This window comes from Brevundimonas sp., from assembly GCF_051858995.1.
GTDB lineage: Bacteria > Pseudomonadota > Alphaproteobacteria > Caulobacterales > Caulobacteraceae > Brevundimonas.
Window position 1 is genome coordinate 119,227 of sequence record NZ_JBHYGN010000010.1, and the last position, 20,191, is coordinate 139,417.

General features: G+C 68.6%; 15 protein-coding genes. 11 read left to right on the forward strand and 4 right to left on the reverse strand.

What is annotated here, in order from left to right; translation table 11 throughout:
* From ACTIEF_RS11675 to ACTIEF_RS11690, 4 genes are all read left to right on the forward strand, one after another.
* Positions 1–1,236 (forward strand): GDSL-type esterase/lipase family protein, encoded by a 1,236-nt coding sequence (locus tag ACTIEF_RS11675; RefSeq protein WP_439472314.1) that lies wholly within the window; start codon positions 1–3, stop codon positions 1,234–1,236.
* Positions 1,236–2,651 carry an MBOAT family O-acyltransferase gene (locus tag ACTIEF_RS11680; protein WP_439472315.1) on the forward strand — a complete coding sequence of 472 codons (1,416 nt, stop codon included), beginning with the start codon at positions 1,236–1,238 and terminating at the stop codon, positions 2,649–2,651. Before ACTIEF_RS11675 ends, ACTIEF_RS11680 begins: the two co-directional genes overlap by 1 nt.
* 15 nt (positions 2,652–2,666) lie before the next feature.
* The gene (locus ACTIEF_RS11685; RefSeq protein WP_439472316.1) at positions 2,667–3,197 is read left to right on the forward strand and encodes a hypothetical protein; all 531 of its coding nucleotides are present in this window, start codon (positions 2,667–2,669) and stop codon (positions 3,195–3,197) included.
* Positions 3,198–3,276: 79 nt separating this feature from the next.
* On the forward strand, positions 3,277–5,721 hold the full coding sequence (locus tag ACTIEF_RS11690; RefSeq protein WP_439472317.1) for a prolyl oligopeptidase family serine peptidase: 2,445 nt from the start codon (positions 3,277–3,279) through the stop codon (positions 5,719–5,721).
* Between the two features lie 181 nt (positions 5,722–5,902).
* Here ACTIEF_RS11690 and ACTIEF_RS11695 read toward each other — a convergent pair whose 3' ends face one another.
* From ACTIEF_RS11695 to ACTIEF_RS11705, 3 genes are all read right to left on the reverse strand, one after another.
* A complete protein-coding gene (locus ACTIEF_RS11695; RefSeq protein WP_439472318.1) occupies positions 5,903–7,591 on the reverse strand; it encodes an alkaline phosphatase D family protein in 1,689 nt (562 codons plus the stop codon).
* 9 nt (positions 7,592–7,600) lie between these two features.
* Positions 7,601–10,114, reverse strand: coding sequence for a TonB-dependent receptor (locus ACTIEF_RS11700; RefSeq protein WP_439472319.1), 2,514 nt, complete (start codon positions 10,112–10,114; stop codon positions 7,601–7,603).
* A gap of 191 nt (positions 10,115–10,305) precedes the next feature.
* Positions 10,306–11,022 (reverse strand): hypothetical protein, encoded by a 717-nt coding sequence (locus tag ACTIEF_RS11705; protein ID WP_439472320.1) that lies wholly within the window; start codon positions 11,020–11,022, stop codon positions 10,306–10,308.
* 356 nt (positions 11,023–11,378) lie between these two features.
* Between ACTIEF_RS11705 and ACTIEF_RS11710 the strand changes: the two genes are divergently transcribed.
* From ACTIEF_RS11710 to ACTIEF_RS11740, 7 genes are all read left to right on the forward strand, one after another.
* Positions 11,379–12,803 (forward strand): circularly permuted type 2 ATP-grasp protein, encoded by a 1,425-nt coding sequence (locus ACTIEF_RS11710; RefSeq protein ID WP_439472321.1) that lies wholly within the window; start codon positions 11,379–11,381, stop codon positions 12,801–12,803.
* Positions 12,803–13,735: an alpha-E domain-containing protein gene (locus tag ACTIEF_RS11715; protein WP_439472322.1), complete on the forward strand. Its 933-nt coding sequence runs from the start codon at positions 12,803–12,805 to the stop codon at positions 13,733–13,735. Before ACTIEF_RS11710 ends, ACTIEF_RS11715 begins: the two co-directional genes overlap by 1 nt.
* Positions 13,735–14,559, forward strand: a complete 825-nt coding sequence (locus ACTIEF_RS11720; RefSeq protein ID WP_439472323.1) for a transglutaminase family protein — start codon at positions 13,735–13,737, stop codon at positions 14,557–14,559. The genes ACTIEF_RS11715 and ACTIEF_RS11720 overlap by 1 nt, the downstream gene beginning before the upstream one ends.
* A gap of 73 nt (positions 14,560–14,632) precedes the next feature.
* Entirely contained in the window at positions 14,633–15,394 is a 762-nt protein-coding gene (locus ACTIEF_RS11725; protein ID WP_439472324.1) for a peptidase, read from the forward strand.
* Between the two features lie 63 nt (positions 15,395–15,457).
* Entirely contained in the window at positions 15,458–15,910 is a 453-nt protein-coding gene (locus ACTIEF_RS11730; RefSeq protein ID WP_439472325.1) for an acyl-CoA thioesterase, read from the forward strand.
* A 40-nt stretch (positions 15,911–15,950) separates the two neighbouring features.
* Positions 15,951–17,354 carry a glycoside hydrolase family 47 protein gene (locus tag ACTIEF_RS11735; protein WP_439472326.1) on the forward strand — a complete coding sequence of 468 codons (1,404 nt, stop codon included), beginning with the start codon at positions 15,951–15,953 and terminating at the stop codon, positions 17,352–17,354.
* Positions 17,351–17,740: a hypothetical protein gene (locus ACTIEF_RS11740; protein ID WP_439472327.1), complete on the forward strand. Its 390-nt coding sequence runs from the start codon at positions 17,351–17,353 to the stop codon at positions 17,738–17,740. Before ACTIEF_RS11735 ends, ACTIEF_RS11740 begins: the two co-directional genes overlap by 4 nt.
* On the opposite strand, the gene ACTIEF_RS11745 is transcribed toward ACTIEF_RS11740, so the two are convergent.
* Positions 17,737–20,085, reverse strand: a complete 2,349-nt coding sequence (locus ACTIEF_RS11745) for a GH92 family glycosyl hydrolase (protein ID WP_439472328.1) — start codon at positions 20,083–20,085, stop codon at positions 17,737–17,739. The two genes, ACTIEF_RS11740 and ACTIEF_RS11745, sit on opposite strands and share 4 nt — an antisense overlap.
* Positions 20,086–20,191 lie beyond the last annotated feature (106 nt).

Genomic DNA, 20,191 nt, shown 5'->3' on the forward strand with positions numbered 1-20,191 from the left:
TTGGCCACGCCTGTCGCGGCCCAGACGGCCTATGTGGCGACCCCGCCGCTGGAGCCGGGTCTCGGCGTCTGCCCGGGCGGGCTGTGCCAGCCCGAGGCGCTGGCGGCCGTGTTCGCCGCGCTGGCCGAGACGGAGGCGGGGACGCGGGACCGGCCCGTCCACATCCTGCAGCTTGGCGACAGCCACACGGCGGGCGACCGGATCACGGGCAAGCTGAGGGTCGATCTGCAGCGTCGGTTCGGGCGGGGGGGACGCGGCGTGATGCCGCCGGGCGTGCCCTATGACGGCTATGCGCCCTATCAGGCGACGGTGGCCCAGCGCGGCTGGGTGATGGAGACCGCGCCGTTGCAGCCGCCGGCGGGCGCGCCGACGCCGCGCACGGGGCTGGCGGGCGTACGCGCGATCGGCACGCGCGATGCGGTGATGGGCTTTGAGCTGGAGCCGGGCGGCGAGGCGACGGCGGTCGGGGTCTGCGGACGCTCCGGCGCGGACCGGCGCGGGGTCGTGGTCGAGGCCGGCGGCGTGGGCCGCGAACTGGATCTGGGCGACGGGGCGGACGAGGTCTGTCGCGAGCTGCGCTTCCCCGGGGCGATGCGGTCGGTGCGGCTGACGGCCTTGGGCGAGGGGGCGGTGATCGATTCCGTGCGGCTGGACGGCGCGGCGCGGGGCGTGACGGTGTCCAATCTGGGACGGGTCGGCGCCTCGATGCGCGATCTGGCGGCGCGGGACGAGGCGACGGTGGCGGCGGAACTGGCGGCGGCGTCACCCGATCTGGTGGTGATCGCCTTTGGCACCAATGACGGCTTTGACGACGCGCTGGACGGCGCGGCCTATGAGGCGCTGCTGCGCGGGCAGATCGCGCGGCTGCGACGGCTGGCGCCGGGGGCGGCGCTGATGCTGCTGGGGGCGCCGGATGCGCTGCGTGGCGGGGCGACCGGAGGCTGCAGCGCGGACGGGATGCGGGCGCCGCCACCGAAGCTGGCGGTGGTCCGGGATGTGCAGCGCCGGGTCGCCGCCGATCTGGGCGTTGCGTTCTGGGACTGGCACGGACGAATGGGGGGAGACTGTTCGGCGGATCGTCTGGCGCTGAGGGCCGAGCCCCTGATGCGCGGCGACCGGGTCCATTTCACGAGCGCGGGGGCCGACTGGATCGGCGGCATCCTGTCGGGCGACCTGACGGGCGCCTATGACCGCTGGAAGGCGGAACAGTCTCTTGGGCAGGGGGGCGTGGACTAGTGCTGTTCCCCACGCTCGCCTTCGGCGTCTTCTTCCTGTTCGTCTATTTCACCACCTGGTCGCTGGATCGCGAGAACGGGCGGCGAAAGCTGTTCCTGCTGCTGGCCAGCTGGTTCTTCTACGCCCAGTGGGATTGGCGGTTCGTCGGCCTGCTGATCCTGTCGGCGGTGCTGAATTGGGCCATAGCGGCCCTGATCGCGCGCAAGATGGAGCGGGAGGGCGCCGACGCGAAGCGCGGCTGGCTGGTGGGCTTGGGCGTGGCGGCCAATCTGCTGATCCTCGGCTTCTTCAAATACTACGGCTTCTTCGTCGAACAGGCGGGGGACCTGCTGGCCCAGTTCGGCTGGGAGCGGGACCTGCCGCTGCTGCAGATCGTGCTGCCGGTCGGGATCAGCTTCTTCACCTTCCAGGGCATCAGCTATGTCGTGGACGTGCATCGCGGGAAGACGCCGCCGGCCAAGAGCCTGCTGGATGTCATGCTGTTGATGAGCTTCTTCCCGCATCTGGTGGCCGGGCCCATCGTGCGGGCGTCGGACCTGCTGCCCCAGTTCGAGCGGGCGCCGCGACTGACGCGCGAGATGGCGACGCACGGCCTGCTGCTGATCTGCTGGGGGCTGTTCAAGAAGACGGTGGTCGCCTCCGAGCTGTCGGTGAACCTGGTCGATCCGGTGTTCTTCGATCCGTCGGCGCATTCGGCCGTGGACATCGCGGCGGCGGTCTACGGCTATGCGGTGCAGATCTACTGCGACTTCTCGGCCTATTCGGACATGGCGATCGGGATCGCGGCCCTGCTGGGCTATTCCTTCCCGCGCAATTTCGACCAGCCGTACCGGGCCAGTTCGATGCAGAGCTTCTGGCGGCGGTGGCATATCAGCCTGTCCAGCTGGCTGCGCGACTATCTGTATGTGCCGCTGGGCGGAGGGCGGAAGGGGCTGATCCGGTCGTGCCTGAACGTCTTCATCACCATGGTGCTGGGCGGGCTGTGGCACGGGGCGGCCTGGACCTTCCTGGCCTGGGGCGCGCTGCATGGGGGCGTGCAGGTGGTCGAGCGGCTGGGCCGGTCGGTGTTCGGGGACCGCAAGGTGATGCCGACGGTGCTGGGGGTGCTGATCACCTTCCACATCGTCTGCCTGGGCTGGATCCTGTTCCGGGCCGAGACCTTCGGGCTGGCCATGGAGATGCTGGCGGGGCTGGGACGGATCGGGCCGGTGACCATGTTGACGCCGCTGCTGCTGGTGCTGATCATCGGCGGGCTGGCCATGCACTGGCTGCCGCCGCGCGCGGTGGAGGGCGCGGCCGAGCGGCTGAAGACGGCGCCGTCGATCACGCTCGGTATTCTGGTGGGTATCGCCATCCTGCTGGTCGAGGCCGTGCGGCCCGAGGGCGTGGCGCCCTTCATCTATTTCCAGTTCTGAGGCGTTGGAGCCGCGATGACCGACGACAGGGACAAGACAGGGCAGGGCGGGTTCCGGCTGGACCCCTTCCCGACGCAGGGGGCGGAGTCGCCGTTTCCGCCGCTGTACGAAAGCCTGCCGCCGCGCGATCCGCCCAGCGACTGGATCCAGTCGGCGGATGCGCATGACCTGCCGACGGCGCCCGAGCCGGTGGTGGAGCGGGTCAATCCGCTGGTCTCGCTGGGCCGGTTCGCCTTCCCGCCGGGACCGCCCATCGACGATGAGGGCGTGGCCGCGCGGGATCAGCGCTGGACCACCCAGACGCTGGTGATCGCGGGTCTGTTCCTGCTGGTCTTCAACGCCGTCTCGCCGCTGAACTGGTCGCACCAGCAGGCGCCGGGCTGGGTTTCGGAGACGGTGGAGAAGGTGTCGGAGGCCTGGGTCGGGCAGCTGGCCCTGCTGGGCGCGGACATGCCGCGCCACGGGCTGCGCGAGGCCTGGTTCGGGGGCAAAGACGCGCGGTTCCCGGGGCAGACGCCCGCCCCGGAACGCGGTGATATAAAATAACATCGGCTTGACCAGACTCGCCTGAGCGCCCTAGCGTGCCGCCGCTCGCAAGTCGGCGGGCCATCCGGGGCTTATTCTCATGCGTCATCGTCTGCTCGCCCGGGCTCTGCCCGCCTTTGTCCTGCTGGCCGCCATCGCGGGTCCGGCGCTGGCGCAGGAGCCGCTGGCCTATCAGCAGCCCCCCGCGCCCATCGCGGAGATCCTGGACACCAAGCCGACGCCGAGCGCGAGCCTGAGCCCGGATCACACGACGCTGGCCCTGTATGACCGCTCGAACCTGCCGCCCATCGCCGAGCTGGCCGAGCCGATGCTGCGGCTGGGCGGCTATCGCATCAATCCGCGCAACAACGGTCAGGCCAACAGCCGGGTGACCTGGCTGACGGGCCTCAGCTTCCAGCCGGTGAACGGCGGGGCGGTGCGGACCGTGCAACTGCCCGCCAACGCCCGCTTCCTGTCGCCGAGCTGGTCGCCGGACGGCAAGTCCATCGCCCTGCTGATGGACGCGCCGACCGGGCTGGAGCTGTGGGTGGTGGACGTGGCCTCGGCCCGGGCGCGCAAGCTGACCGAGGCGCGGGTCAACGCCGTGACCGGCAGCGCCTTCGACTGGACCCCGGACAGCGCCGGTCTGGTGGTGCGGCTGACGCCGGCGAACCGGGGTGCCGCGCCGGACGCCAGTCGCCCGCCCGCCGGCCCCATCGTGGCCGAGAGCATGGGCCGGGTCGCCCCGGCGCGGACCTATCAGGACCTGCTGAGTGATCCGGTCGATGAGGCCCTGTTCGACCACTACTTCACCTCGCAACTGACCTATGTGCCGATCAACGGGCGCGGCGCCCGCGATCTGGGCGCGCCTGCGGTCTATCTGGGCGCCAGCACCTCGCCGGACGGGCGCTATGTGCTGACCACGACGGTCAAGAAGCCCTACAGCTATGTGGTCCCGGCGGGCCTGTTCCCGTCCGAGACGCGGGTGCTCGATCTGCAGGGCCGGGTCGTGCATCAGGTCTCGGACCTGCCGCTGCGCGACAACATCCCGACCGCCTTCGACGCCGTGGCGACGGGGCCACGTTCGGTGCAGTGGCGCGCCGACGCGCCGTCGACCCTGGTGTGGACCGAGGCGCAGGACGGCGGCGATCCGCGCAATGAGGCGGAGGTGCGCGACCGCGTCTTCATGCTGGCCGCGCCGTTCAGCGCCCAGCCGACGACCCTGATCGACCTGAAGGAGCGCTACGGCGGCGTGATCTGGGGCGATGCGGACACGGCGCTGGTCAACAGCCGCTGGTTCAACACCCGCCACGAGACCCGCTATGTCGTCGATCCATCGAACCCAGGGACGGACCGTGTGCTGCTGGAGCGGAACTATCAGGCCCGCTACGACGATCCGGGCTCGCCCCTGACCGAGCCGAACGCCCAGGGCTTCAACGTGGCGCAGTTCACCGCCGACGGCCGTCTGCTGATGACCGGCGCGGGCGCGACGCGGGAGGGGGAGTATCCCTTCCTCGCCGCCATGGACCTGAACACCGGTCAGGCGGAGCGGCTGTGGACCTCGGCCAACGGCGAGTTCGAGGCCATTCTCGGCGTGCTGGATGACGGCGCCCGCCGTCTGGTGACCCGTCGCGAGACGAAGGTCGATCCGTCCAACCTGTTCGTGCGCGATCTGGACGCGGGGACGACCACGGCCCTGACCCGCTTCGCCGATCCGGCGCCGCAACTGGCCGGCGTGTCGCGCGAGTTGATCACCTACACCCGCGCTGACGGGGTGCAGCTGTCGGGCACGCTGTATCTGCCCGCCGGCTATGATAAGACCCGTGACGGCCCGCTGCCGCTGGTGATGTGGGCCTATCCGGCCGAGTTCACCGACGCCGCCGTGGCCGGTCAGGTGGTGGACACCGCCAACCGCTTCGTGCGCCCGGGCGGCTCGAGCCACCTGTTCCTGCTGACCCAGGGCTATGCGGTGCTGGACAACCCGTCCTTCCCGATCATCGGCCAGAACGGCGCCGAGCCGAACGACACCTATATCGCCCAACTGACGGCGGACGCTCAGGCGGCGGTCGATGCGGTGGTGGCGCTGGGCGTGGCGGATCGCGACAAGATCGCCATCGGCGGGCACAGCTACGGCGCCTTCATGACGGCGAACCTGCTGGCGCACACCGACCTGTTCCGCACGGGCGTGGCGCGGTCGGGGGCCTATAACCGGACCCTGACGCCGTTCGGCTTCCAGTCCGAGCAGCGCACCTACTGGGAGGCGCCGGAGACCTATAACGCGATGTCGCCCTTCGCCTTCGCCGACAAGGTCAATGAGCCGATCCTGCTGATCCACGGCGAGGCGGACGACAACTCGGGCACCTTCCCGATCCAGTCCGAGCGCTTCTACGCGGCGCTGAAGGGGCAGGGGGCGACGGTGCGCTATGTCGTGCTGCCGCTGGAAGCCCACGGCTATCGCGCGCGGGAGTCGGTCGGCCACACGCTGTGGGAGACCGTCCGCTGGCTGGACCAGTATGTGAAGAACGCGGGGCCGCGGGAGCAGTAACCCTCTCCCGGCGGGAGAGGGCTTGAGCGCCCGCGAGCGTAGCGAGTGGCTGCGCGAAAGGGTGAGGGGTTGCTGTCGAGGGGCGGCTTCGCCGCTTCCGACATCCGACCCTCACCCGACCGCGCAAGGACGACGGCTGCGCCGCCGTGCGCGGTCTCCCTCTCCCATCGGGAGAGGGAGGTCAGCTCTCGATCAGCGGCCCGTTGCCGTCAGCGGTTTTCGCCACGGTGAACGTCTTCAGCACCGAGGCCTGATACGGCTTTTCGAAGATGGTCGAGACGGTGTGGAGCTCGGCCCTGGCCTCGGTCGGGGTGAGGGTCAGCAGGACGAAGCCCTTGGCCGACTGGTCGCACAGCAGGACCTCCTCATTGGCGGCGTTCAGGGCGGCGCCGAGCGGCACCCCCTTCACATGGTCGCCGGGGGAGGGGCTGGAGATGGCGCTGGTGGCGAACTCGACGCCCGCGCGCCGGCCCGAGGCGTCCTTGAGGTCATTGACCCAGAAGGCGTGGCTGTCGCCGGCCAGGACGATGGGCTGGACGCCCGCGTCGGCGAAGGCGCCGTACAGACGCTCGCGACCGGCGGGATAGCCGTCCCAGCTGTCGAGGTTGAAGGGCACGCCCAGCTTGAACAGTTCGATCGACTGGCGGACCTCGGCGCGGACGGCGGCGGGCAGGCGGGCCAGCAGGACGGTGACCTCGAGCGGCGAGGCCATCTTGGTGATGTCCGGACCCTGCACCCGGCCCATGACGACCTGGTTGCCGATGATCTGCCACGGACGACCGGCTTCGCGCGAGGCGGTCAGGGTGGAGCGGATCCAGTCGCGCTGGGCGTCACCCAGCAGGTCGCGGTCGGGGGCGTTCAGCCTGGCGCGGAAGCCGTCGACGTCCGGGCGGGCGTTTCGGCCCGTGCCGACGACCGGCATGTCGGCAGCGAAGCTGAGCGCCTCCGTACGCGCCAGCAGGCGGGTCTCGACCATCAGCAGGCTGGCCAGATCGCCGAACTCGAAGCTGCGGTAGATGGCGTCTTCGGTCAGGCCGCCTTCCGGCTCGCGGATCGGCATCCACTCGAAATAGGCCTTCAGGGCGGCGGCCTTGCGGGTGAGGAAGTCGCCTTCGGTCTCGGACTGATGGTTCTCGGCCCCGCCGGACCAGGTGTCGTTGGCGACCTCGTGATCGTCCCAGACGCAGATGAAGGCGGCGCGGGCGTGGGCGGCCTGCAGGTCCGGGTCGGTCTTGTACTGGGCGTGACGCTGGCGGTAGTCGGCCAGGGTGACGATCTCGTGCGGCGGTTGGGGCGTGCGGTTCAGGCGCGCGCCGGTGGCCATGCCGTAGGAGTCCGGCTCGGCGCCGTATTCATAGATGTAGTCGCCCAGATGGATGACGGCGTCGAGGCGATCCAGCTTCGACACCACCTCCCAGGCGTTGAAATAGCCGCCCGGATAGAGCTGGCAGGAGGCCACGGCCAAGACGGCGTCGGCCGTGGGACCGACCGGGAGGGTGCGGACCCGGCCCTGCGGCGAACGCTCTTCGCCCGAGGTGAAGGCGTAGCGATACTCGAAGCCGGGCTGGAGCCCCGTGACGGGGACCTTCACCGTGAAGTCGCGCGCCGGGCCGGTCTCGACCGTGCCCCCGGCGACGGCGGCCGAGGCGTCGCCGTCGCGCCAGACCGACCAGTCCACCCGGATCGACCGGGCGAACGGATCGGACGGGGTGACGCGTGTCCAGATCACCGCGCCGTCGGCGCGGGGATCGCCGGAGGCGACCCCGTGCTCGAAGCGGACCGATTGAGCCGACTGGGCGGCGGCGGGCAGGCTGACGCCCGCCGCGCCGGCGCCGAACAGGCCCAGAAGGCCACGACGGTGAAGGGACATACGCCTACCTCAGTACTTGACGCCGAAGACGATGCCGACCGTGCGGGGCTCGCCCGCGATGAAGGTCGGCATGCCGAGCGCATCACCCGTATTGCCGGCGTCCTTGATGAACTCTTCATCCAGCAGGTTGTCGGCGAAGGCCTCGACCGACCAGTTGCCGTGGTTCGGCGTGTAGCGCAGGCGCAGGTTCAGCAGGCCATAGCTCTTCTGGACCTCGTCCACGATCAGGTCGGCGACCAGGTTGTCGGCCTGCAGGTCGGTGCGGTCGTTGTCGTCGTCGAAGAAGACTTCCGACTGCCAGCTGTAGGTCGGCTGGATCTGGAAGGCGCCGCCGGCGACCGGGAGAGTCCAGGTCAGGCCGACCGAGGCGCGGTGATCAGGCGACAGGCGCAGGTGGTTGCCGTCGAAGATGCCCGCCTTGAAGCGCGAGTGGTTGAAGCTGTAGGCGCCGAAGACCTCGAGGTTCTCGGCGACCAGCCAGTCGGCCTGGCCCTCGAAGCCGTAGGCCTCGGCCTTGCCGGCGTTGGTGACGACGAACTGGACGCCGTCCTGGATGGTCGTCTGGAAGTTCTCGTAGTTGTAGAGGTAGACCGCGCCGTCCAGACGCAGGGCGTTGTCCAGCAGGGCCGTCTTGGCGCCGATCTCGAAGCTGTCGACGGTCTCGGCGTCGATCTGCTTGAAGGTCACCGGGCCGCCGGGGGCCGAGGGGCCGACCGGGCTGAGCACTTCCGGACGACGGCCGCGGGCGTAGTTGGCGTACAGATTGGCAGCATCCGACAACGCGTAACGGGCGGTCACGCGCCAAGTGACGCCTTCGTCCGTCAGTTCACCGTAGGTGAAGTCGCCGTTGTTGGCGGTCGGCTGGGCGGTCAGGCCGAACAGCGGCAGCAGGGTGGCCGGCAGGTTGACGGCGGCCGGGTTGGCCAGGGCGCCGAGCAGGCCGGGGATCTGGGCCGGGGGCACGGCGCCTTGCTGGATGGCCAGCAGGCCGCCGAGGATCGAGCGGCTCTGGACGCTGGAGGCGTAGCCGGTGGTCTTCTCGTCGCGGGTGTAGCGGATGCCCGCCGACATCTCGAGGCGGTCGGTGAAGGCGTAGGTGGCGTCCGCGAACAGGTCGAAGGACTCGAGTTCCGACGCGTTGATCGGGGTCTCGATGTGCGCCGACTTCAGGTTGGCGGCGATCGGGGCGGCGAGACCGGCGGCGCCCAGCGGGGTCAGCAGCTGGGTGATCACGCCCTGGGCGACGGTCGGATAGGCCGCGGCGGGCAGGGTGGTCTGGCCGACGGCCAGCGGGTTGCCGTCCAGCACGCCCGAGAGCTGGGCCAGGGCCATGCGCTCGTCGAATTGTGTCGGGGTGCGCTGGTAGCCCTCTTCCGAGAAGTAGCCGGCGCCGATGAAGCCGGTCAGGCGACCGCCGCCGTCATAGTTCAGGCGGAACTCCTGGCTGGTCTGCTCGCCATAGGCCTCTTCGGCGGCGGTCAGGATCGGCAGGGAGACGCCGTCGGCGTCGAAGGTCTCGTAGGAGCTGAACTCGCGGTAGGCGGTGGTCGAGGTCAGGGTCAGGCTGTCCGACAGGTCGTAGGAGACGATGCCGGTCACGCCCCAGACGTCGCGGTCCAGGCCGAGGGTCTTGCCGCCGTCGAACAGGGCTGACGGGGTCAGGGCCGCGCCCGACCAGGGCTCACGCGAGCCGAGGACGGCGCCGGTGGTCGGGTCCTGCGGGGTGAAGGCGATGGACTTGAACGAGGTGCCGGCGGCTTCATCGACCTGGTAGTTCGCGATGACGTCGACGCGCAGGCCGTCCATCGGACGGAAGGCGCCCGACAGGCGGAAGGCCTGGGTGTCGAAGCTGTTGTAGTTGTCGCCGCCGAGCAGGTTGTCGACGTAGCCGTCGCGGGTCTTCATGCGGGTGGCGAAGCGGATGGCGGCGGTGTCGCCGACCGGCAGGTTCACCATCAGCTCGCCGATGCGGTAGTCCAGATCACCGATGCCGAAGCGGCCGGCGGCGTCGAACTCGCCCGGCTGGGCGCGGTTCTGGATGACGTTGACCGCGCCGATCAGGGCGCCGCGGCCGTAGAGGGTCGATTGCGGGCCCTTGGCCACTTCGACACGCTCGAGGTCGAACAGTTCGACATAGGAGCCGCGCGACTTGGAGATGGAGACGCCGTCCTGGAAGACCGAGACGCGGGGCTCGGCGGTGGCGGCGCCGGAGTCCGAGGTGATGCCGCGCATCACGAAGCCCGGGTTGTTGGGGGACTGGTTCTGGACGAGGAAGCCGGGGGTGAAGGCCGACAGCTCTTCGAAGTCCTGCACGCCGAGGTTCTCGAGGCGCTCGCCGTTGTAGGCGGTCAGGGCGAAGGGGACCTCGGTGACCCGCTGCTCGCGCAGCTGGGCGGTGACGACGATTTCGTCGAGCTGGGCGGGCTCGGCGTCCTGGGCGGCGGCGCCGCCGGCGAGGACCCAGACGATGCCCAGGGCGCTGGCGCCGAGCAGGGTGGAAGAACGTTGAACACGGTGAATCATGACAGCCCCCGGGGAGTGAGGAGATCGAACTAGCGGGGCTGTATGCCGCCGAAGTTACGATCAGGCGACCGGGTTATGAACCTGAGACGTCGAAGCCGTGACCCTTCCTCCGTGGGCGGCGCATGGAAAAGGGGCCCGGCGCGGGCCGGACCCCTTTCATCAGATCCTGGCATCAGACGCCGGGGCGTCCTCTAGCGTTTCTTGACATCGGATGCGTCGCCGACCCCGCCGTCGGACACATCGCCGACGATGGGGTTCTCGGCCTGGACGCGCGGACGGCTGCTGCGCCAGCTGTCGAAGTCGGTCGAGAATTTCTCGCGTCGCTCGCTGCGCCAGTCGGTGTAGTCGCGGTCGAAGTTGGACAGTTGCTGCTCGCGCCAATGCAGGTAGTCCGGCTCGAAATCGTGCTGGGACCGCGACGACCGGCCGTCCTCATCCCGGCCCTGCCAGATCTGCGCCCCGGGGGCGTAGCCGCGGTCGGGATAGCCGGTGGAATGGCCGTAGTAGTCGGCCCCGTCCCGGCGGCCCTGATCCCAGCCGGAGTCACGGCGGCCATAGTCCTGATCGCGGGACGGGTTCTGGCCGTAGCGGGTGGACGGGCGATAGCTCGCGTCCCGACCGTAGTCGGAGGAGGGCTGGCTGGAATAGGGGCGGCGGTCGTGGGAGCCGTCAGCGGACCAGCCCGACGGACGGTCGCGCTCGCCCTGACGGTAGGCGTCCCGGTCGCCGGAGGCATAGCGCTCATACTGGCCCTGACGCCGCCAGGCGTCGGCGGTGCGGCCGCCGTCGCCCTCGGACCAGCTGGTGTCTTCATCGTAGCGGCGGTCGCGGGCTTCCCAACTCCGATCATCGTCGGGATGGCGGCGGCCGAAGTCATCCTGGGAACGGGGGCGGAAAGGGTTCTGCATGGTCCTGGGCTCCTCTTGAGTGGGAAAGCCGTGAACAGGAGGGGGGACGGGCTGTTCCGCCCGATCACGGGGACCTTACAGCCTTGGCCTTGGAGGCGGCGTCGGGAGCCGTTAGTGGTTCGCTCCGCGTAACGATGGTCTTCAACCATGAAGACCTCGCTTCGTATCGCCGCCGTCGGCACCCTGATCGCCACGGGCGATTGCGCTTCGCCGATCACCGGGTGACGACGATCCAGTCGCGCTGATTTATCAGAGGTCGTCCGTTTTCGGCTGAACCTTTGCCGCAGCGCAACATTCCTGTTGCGCGAGCGTCGCTAGTCGGGTCACGCTGCATATTACCTTGCGGTGGGGGCGGCATGGCCTTTGATGAGATGTCCGGTGGAGCGCCCGATTACGGCGGCGAGGTTCGCGAGAGCTATCGCGGGCTGGCGCGCTGGCTGGCGGACGCCCCCGAGGGGTTGCTGCAGGCACGGTCGCGTCAGGCCGAGCTGTTCTTCCGCCGGATGGGCATCACCTTCGCCGTCTATGGCGACGCGGAATCGGCCGAGCGGCTGATCCCGTTCGACGTGGTGCCGCGGATTATCGGGGCATCGGAGTGGTCGGGACTGGAGAAGGGGCTGGTCCAGCGCGTTTCGGCCATCAACGCCTTCCTTGCCGACGTCTATGGCAAGCAGGAGTGCCTGAAGGCAGGCGTGGTCCCGGCCGAGCTGATCCTGACCAATCCGCAGTATGCGCCCGAAATGCAGGGTCGCCGACCGCCGCGCGACATCTGGGTGCAGATCGCGGGCGTGGATCTGGTGCGGACCGGCGAGGACGGCTTTTACGTGCTGGAGGATAACTGCCGCACGCCATCGGGCGTCTCCTACATGCTGGAGAACCGCGAGATGATGATGCGGTTGTTCCCCGACCTGTTCGCCGACTATCCGGTGCGGCCGGTCGAGACCTATGCGGACATGCTGCTGGCCAGCTTGCGGGCCTGCGCGCCGGAAGGGGCGGGGAGCGATCCGACCATCGTGGTGCTGACCCCCGGCCCGTTCAACTCGGCCTACTATGAGCACAGCTTCCTGGCCGACAAGCTGGGCGTGGAGCTGGTCGAGGGGCGGGACCTCTTCGTCGATGACGGCAAGGTCTACATGCGCACGACCGAGGGGCGGCAGCAGGTGGATGTCATCTACCGCCGCATCGACGACGCCTATCTGGATCCGCTGACCTTCCGCCCGGATTCCACCCTTGGGGTGCCCGGGCTGATGAACGCCTATGAGAACGGGACGGTGACCCTGGCGAATGCGGTCGGCACCGGCGTGGCCGACGACAAGGCGGTCTATACCTACATGCCCGAGATCATCCGCTTCTTCACGGGCGAGGAGCCGATCCTGAACAATGTGCCGACCTGGCGATGTCGCGAGCCCGATGCGCTGAAACATGTGCTGGCCAACCTCGGCGACCTGGTGGTCAAGGAGGTTGGGGGCTCGGGCGGCTATGGGATGCTGGTGGGCCCGGCCTCGACCAAGGCCGAGATCGAGAGCTTCCGGAAGAAGCTGATCAACGACCCGGACGACTTCATCGCCCAGCCGACGCTGGCTCTGTCGACCGCGCCGACGCTGGACAAGGGCGAACTGCAGGGGCGGCACGTCGACCTGCGGCCCTTCGTGCTGTCGAGCCCCGACGGGGTGAAGGTGGCGCCCGGCGGCCTGACCCGCGTGGCGCTGAAGCCGGGTTCGCTGGTGGTGAACTCCAGCCAGGGCGGTGGAACCAAGGACACCTGGGTGCTGGACGTCTGATGCTCTCGAGAACCGCAGACAGCCTGTACTGGACGGGCCGCTATATCGAGCGGGCGGATTTCCTCGCCCGGATTCTGGAAGCCACGATCCGGCTGGCCGCCATTCCGACGCGGGGCGACGGCGACGCCGAGACGGTGTGGGCCAGCGCCCTGGCGTCGGCCGGCGCGCCCAAGGCCCTGGGCCGGGCGCCGACCGAGAAGTCGGTGCGGGAGTATCTGGCCTTCTCGCCCGAGAACCCATCGTCCATCGCCTCGTGCATCACCCGCGCGCGGACCAATGCGCGGTCGGTGCGGACGGCCCTGACGGTCGAGCTGTGGGAGGCGATCAACGGCGCCTGGAACGGTCTGGCCGAGCAGGGTCAGCCGACCCGGCGCGACGACTTCGGCCATTTCCTGGAGTGGGTGAAGACCCAGACCCTGTCATTCGAGGGCGCGGCGTCGCGGACCATGCTGCGCAACGACGGCTACTATTTCCTGCGACTGGGCGCGGCCATCGAACGGGCTGACAACACCGCCCGCCTGCTGGACGTGAAATACCATCTGCTGCTGCCCGAGGGCGAGCGGGTGGGCGGGCAGCTGGATTACTTCCAGTGGACGACCCTGCTTCGCGAGGTCTCGGCCCTGACCGCCTATCGCTGGGTCTATCGGGACAATGTGAAGCCGTGGCTGGTGGCCGACCTTCTGGTGCTGAACCGGCAGATGCCGCGCTCGTTGGCCAGCTGCCAGGCCTCGATCGTGCGCTATCTGGAGAAGCTGGCCAGCGACTATGGGCGGCGCGGACCGGCGCAGCGGATCGCGGCCGACCGGATGCGGGCGTTTGATAACTCGCGCATCGAGACCATCTTCCAGGCGGGCCTGCATGAGTACATCCAGAGCTTCCTGAACGAGAACGGCCGGCTGGGGCAGGCCATCACCGAACAGTACCTGAGCTGATGCGTATCCGGATCGACCACGCCACGACCTATACCTATGACCGGGCGGCCCGCTTCATCATCCAGAGCCTGCGCCTGACACCACGCTCGAGCGAGGCCCAGACGGTGCGCCATTGGCAGGTGGAGACCGACGTCGACGCCCGCCTGCGCCGGTCCGAGGACGCCTTCGGTAACATCGTCCACGCCCTGTACACCGAGCAGCCGACGAACAGCCTGACCATCCGGGTGACGGGCGAGGTGGTGACGACCGACACCGCCGGGGTAATCCCGCCGGGTCAGGAACGACTGTCGCCGCTGGTCTTCTTGCGCGACACCGAGCTGACCAAGCGGGACAAGCTGATCTCGGTCTTCGCGTCCGAATTTCTGGCCCATCCGCCGCTGGACCGGATGCACCGGCTGATGGCGGGCATCCACGGCTCGGTGGCCTTCGAGGTCGGGGTGACGACGCCGACCCACACCGCCAGCGAGGTGCTGGCTCTGGGCCGGGGGGTCTGTCAGGACCACGCCCACGTCTTCATCGCCTGCGCGCGGCATATGGGCGTGCCCGCCCGCTATGTCTCGGGCCATCTGGCGCGCCGAGACCGGGCCGATCAGGAAGCCGCCCACGCCTGGGCCGAGGCCTGGATCGAGGGGCTGGGCTGGGTGGGCTTCGATCCGGCGAACGGCATCTGCCCGACAGAGCGGTATGTCCGCGTCGCGACCGGGCTGGACTATCGCGGCGCGGCCCCCGTGCGGGGCGCGAGCTACGGCGGCAGCGGCGAGACGCTAGCGGTCAAGCTGACGGTGCGTGATGCCGACATGCAACAGGGCCAGCAACAGGCGTAGGCGCGGGGTCGAACGTCGCGGGAATCTGTTACGGTCAGCCGGATTATGACGTTCGCGGGATACGACACGTCCAATGACTTATTGCGTAGGCCTGCTGGTCGATGAAGGGTTGGCGATGATCGCCGACACCCGGACCAACGCGGGCGTCGACAACATCTCCTCCTATCGCAAGCTGCACGTCGTCGATCAGCCGGGCGAGCGGGTTCTGGCCGTCGCCACCGCGGGCAATCTGTCGGTGACCCAGACGGCGCTGGCCATGGTGCGCGAGGGCGTGCACCTGAACGTCGGCGAGCCGCCCGAGACGCTGGAGACGGCCCCGAGCCTGTTCCGTTGCGCTCAACTTCTTGGCCATGCGCTGCGCAGCGTGCGCCAGTCCATCGCTCCGACGCTGGAGGCGGACAGCCTGAACACCTCGGCCTCGATGCTGCTGGGCGGCCAGATCGCCGGCGGGCCGATGCAGTTGTTCCTGATCTACAGCCAGGGCAATTTCATCGAGTGCGGGCCGGACACGCCCTTCCTGCAGATCGGCGAGGCCAAATACGGCAAGCCCATCCTGGTCAGCGGGGTGCATGGCGATACGCCTCTGGCCGAGGCGGTGAAGCTGGGTCTGATCTCGTTCTCTACGACCATGCGCAGCAATGTCGGCGTGGGCGCGCCCTTCGACATGCTGACCCTGCGCCGCGACATGATCAGCGGCGACGTGCGCCGGATCGAGGCGGACGATCCCTATTTCACCGATCTGCACGACCGCTGGACCCGGGCGCAGGCGCAGGCGCGCGCGGCCATGCCCGAGCCGCCATGGATGGCCGGGCAGGGGCTGGCGGCTTTCGGCTGAAGGCCCCTCCGCTGACGTGGCGGCGCCTTGCGGGCCGTTGAACGGGCGGCCTAGCGTGTCGCCATGCCCGGTTTCGACATTCCCTCGACCCCCGCCGACTTCGCCTTCTTCCACCCCCTGCGCGTGCGCTGGGCCGAGGTGGACATGCAGGGCGTGGTCTTCAATCCGAACTATCTGGTCTACGCGGACGTCGCGATGACCGAATACATGCGCGCGGTCGGCCTGCCGGGGGTGGACGGGTTGGCCAGCCTGGGCATCGACATGTTCGCGGCGGGGGCGTCGGTGGATTTCCGGGCCTCGGCGCGGTTCGACGAGGAATTGAGGCTGGGCTCGCGGATCGAGCGGTTCGGCCGAACGTCGTTCCAGCCGCGCGTGGCGGTATTCCGGGGTGATGAGCTGATGGCCGACATCGGCCTGACCTATGTCTGCGTGGCGCCTGATGAACCGCGCCGCACCGTGCCCGTGCCGGAGGCTTTCGTGGCGGCCTGCACGGCGATGGACAGCGGGGTTCGCTGAACCCCCGTTGCAGGCGTCCGTCGTCGCGATAGGGTGGGCCATGATCCAGAACCGACTGACTCGCCGCCATGCCCTCGCCCTCTCGGGCGGTCTCGCCGCGCTGGGGCTGAAGGGGCTGCCCGCGAAAGCCCAATCCGGCTGGAAATCCGAGGACTGGGCGGCGCTGGGCGCCGATGTGAAGGCCGAGTTCAAATGGGCCTGGGACCACTATGTCGCCAAGGCCTGGGGCAAGGACGAGATTAATCCGGTCAGCGGCACCGCGCGGTCCTTCTTCATCGAGGGCCATGACCTGGGCCTGTCGCTGGTCGAGGCGCTGGACACCCTCTGGATCATGGAGCTGGACGAGGAGTTCCAGGCGGGCGTGGACTGGGTGAAGTCCAGCCTGTCGTTCGACGTCGACGCCTATTCGCAGGTGTTCGAGACCAATATCCGTCTGGTCGGCGGTCTGGTGTCGGCGCATCTGGCGTGCGGCGATCCGGTGCTGCTGGAGAAGGCGAAGGACCTGGCCGACCGGCTGATGAAGGCGTTCGACGCCTCGCCGCACGGCCTGCCGTATCGTTATGTGAACCTGAAGACCGGGGCAGTGCGCGATCCGGAGACCAATCTGGCCGAGATCGGCACCTATGCGACCGAGTTCGGCGTGCTGGGGCAGCTGACCGGCGACGACCGCTACTATGCGGCGGCCAAGCGGGCGATGAAGCACGCGCTGGATATGCGCTCCGACAAGGGGCTGATGGCCGCCAACATCCACGCCGAGACGGGCCAGTTCATCAGCCGCAACGCCTCGATCGACGTCTATGCGGACAGCTTCTACGAATATCTGTGGGACAGTTGGGAGCTGTTCGGCGACACGGACATGAAGCGCTGGGCCGAGGAATGCATGGGCGCGATGGTCGCCCATCAGGGCAAGCTGTTCGACGGCCGCCTGTGGTTCCCGATGGTGGACTATGAGACCGCCGAGACGACCGGCTACTCACAGACGGTCCTGGGCGCCTATCTGGCCGGGCTGCTGGGGCAGGTCGGTCTGAAGGCGGCGGGCGACGACTTCCTGGCCACCTATACGGAGATGCAGGAGCAGTACGTCATCATCCCGGAATCGACGGATGTGCGGACCCGGACTCCGCGCGGCGTCCGCACCGGCCTGCGCCCCGAGTTCGCCGACGCCTGCCTGAACCTGTGGCTGGGCGACCGGGACGAGCGCTACCGCGTGCTGACGGCGCTGCACTATCAGAACATGAAGACCACCTCGAAGGCGGCCTATGGCTACACCTCGCTGAAGGACATCACGACCCGGCCGATGGAGCAGGGCGACAACTGCCCCGGCTACTGGTGGTCGGAGCAGATGAAATACTACTTCATCATGTTCGCCGAGCCGAAGCGGATTGATCTGGACCGGCTGCAACTGAGCACGGAGGCGTGTGTGCTGAGGGGGTTTGTGAGGTGAACCCGCTCGGAAAATTCCGCTGGAAAAGGAGAGCGCGGTGGATCGGCATTCGATCCGGGAAGATTGAAGCAATTGGACTTTGCTTCATCCTCATTTCTGTCGGCTGGCAGGTGTTCTTTGAAGACAGCACAGCTGCCCAGATTCCTTATGGCCACTACGTGTCGCTGAACGAGCAACTAGTGATGATCTGGATGGCGTTGGGATCTGAGGATGTCCGCGAGGCCGTTGCAGCGGGCAATCAGCATTTCTGGAGCTTCCATGAACCGATTGATCCCTCAGTCTGGCACCTCGACATCATAACTGGCGTGCGGGCCAGTCTCTTTGCATTTGGAACGGTCCTGACCATAGCTGCTAAATGGTTCGCACCGGCTGGGCCCCGCTCCTAGCCCCCATACCCGCTCATCGCATACGGCCGTTCCGCCGCCGTGGTCCCCCACATCAGGTTGGGCTCGGTCCCCATGACGAAGTGCAATTCCCCGCCCGCCTGGATTTCGTCGTGGCCGATCCAGGTGCGGCCCAGAGGGCGGCCGTTGAGGCTGACGGACTGGACGTAGAGGTTCTCGTCGGCGAGGCCCTCGGTGGAGATGGTGAAGGTCTTGCCGTTGGGCAGGTTCAGCACCGCGCGCTCCACGAAGGGGCGGCCGATGACGTACTGGCCCGAGCCCGGCGTGACCGGATAGAAGCCCAGCGCCGTGAACATCAGCCAAGCCGACATCTGGCCGACGTCGTCATTGCCCGCCAGACCGGCGGGGCCGGGGTGGTACTGGGTGTCCATGATCTGTTTCAGCCGGGCCTGGGTCCGCCACGGGGCGCCGGCGAAGACATAGGCGTAGGCCGAGTGGTGGCTGGGCTCGTTGCCGTGGATGTACTGGCCGATCAGGCCGGCGATGTCCTCGGCGTGGGAGTAGTCCAGCCCGGTGTTGTCGTAGTCGAACATGGCGTCCAGCTTGGTCACCGTCGCCGCGTCGCCGCCCATGGCGGTGACGAGGGCGGCCATGTCCTGCGGCACGAACCACGAATACTGCCAGGCGTTGCCCTCGGTGTAGTCCGAGCCGTAGTTGATGGCGGTCGGATCGAACGGGGTGCGGAAATTGCCGTCGGCCAGACGGGCGCGGACGAAGCCGGTCTCGCGGTCGAAGGTGTTGCGCCAATTGCCCGCGCGACGGTCGAAGACGGCCTGCACGTCGGTGCGGCCCAGCCTCTCCGCCATGCGGGCGATGGTCCAGTCGTCATAGGCGTATTCGACGGTCTTGGACGCCGCCTCGGGCTCGCGATCGATCGGCACCCAGCCGAGGTCCATATAGTCGCCCAGCCCGCCGTAGGGGCGGTAGGTGGCGCTGGCCACCATGGCGTTCAGCGCGGCCTCGCCGTCGATGCCGTCAACGCCCTTGAGGTAGGCGTCGGCGATGACCGGGACGGCGTGGTAGCCGATCATGGTCCAGGTCTCCTGACCCGCGAAGGACCAGACCGGCAGGATGTCGTAGGGGCTGACCTGCTGGGCCGCGATCAGAGAGTTGATCATGTCGGCGTTGCGGCGGTCGGGCTGGACCAGGGTCAGCAGCGGGTGCTGGGCGCGGAAGGTGTCCCACAGGCTGAAAGTCGAGTGGACGGTGAAGTCCGACTGATGGACCGCATTGTCCGGCCCGCGCCAGCGCCCGTCCACGTCGCCGTGCACCGAAGGCGCGATCAGCGAATGGTAGAGGGCGGTGTAGAGGCTGGTCCGCATCTCCTCCGGGGCGGTGATGTCGACGGCGCCCAGCGCCTCGGTCCACGCGGCGCGACTCTGGGCGCGGACACCGTCGAAGTCGAAGGTCCCGCCCTCGGACTCCAGATTGCGGATGGCCCCGGCCTCGTCGACCGAGGAGACGGCGACCTTGACCAGCAGCGGTCCGGCGATGGAGCCGAAGTCGAAGGCGGCCTCGAGCTGGCGGCCCTGGACCTGAGCCCGGTCGGTCATGTCTCGGCCCGGCTGGCGGAAGCCGCGGTAGGGGATTTCGCTGTCACGATCCTGCAGTTGGTAGCCGACCAGCGGCTTGGAGAAGCGCATGGCGAAATAGAGCTGGCGACCCGGCGCCCAGCCGCGCGTCTCGCGGAAGCCGGTGACGGTGCCGTCCGGATGTACGCGGATGCGCGACCACAGCACCTTGCCCGGGTAGTCATAGATGGAGGGGCGGAAGTCGAGCAGGATGCGGGCGGGCTGGGAGCGCGGAAAGCTGTAGCGATGCAGGCCGACGCGGACCCCGGCGGTCAGTTCGGCGCGGACGCCGGAGTCGGTCAGGCTGACGGCGTAGTAACCGGGCTCGGCGACCTCGGAGGCCTTGTTGTAGCGCGAGCGATAGCCGGAGTTGGGCGTGGCCGGATCGCCTGCGTCCCAGCGCACCTCGCCCGAGATGGGGGTGATCAGGACATCGCCGAGGTCCGAGTGGCCGGTGCCCGAGAAATGGGTGTGCGAGAAGCCGAGGATGGTCGGGTCGTCGTAGCGATAGCCCGCGGCCCAGTCATAGGACTGGCGGAAGGGGCGGAAGTCGGTGTCCGGGCTGAGCTGGACCATGCCGAAGGGGGCGACGGCGCCGGGGAAAGTGTGGCCCTTGCCCGCCGTGCCGATGAAGGGATCGACGGCGTCATAGGGCGGGGGCGGGGCGGGGGGCGCTTCCTGGGCCGTGGCGCAGCCGCCCAGTGTCAGGGTGGCGAACACCGCCGCCAGCATTGCGTTGTGCCCGATCCGCCGCATGGAAATCCCTCCGCCCGTCTGCAAGAGCCGACCCTAGGCAGGTTGACCGGGGAGGGGAAGGCGTCTGCGGCGGATGCCCACAAGGGGATGAGCGGGCGCCGGGCGC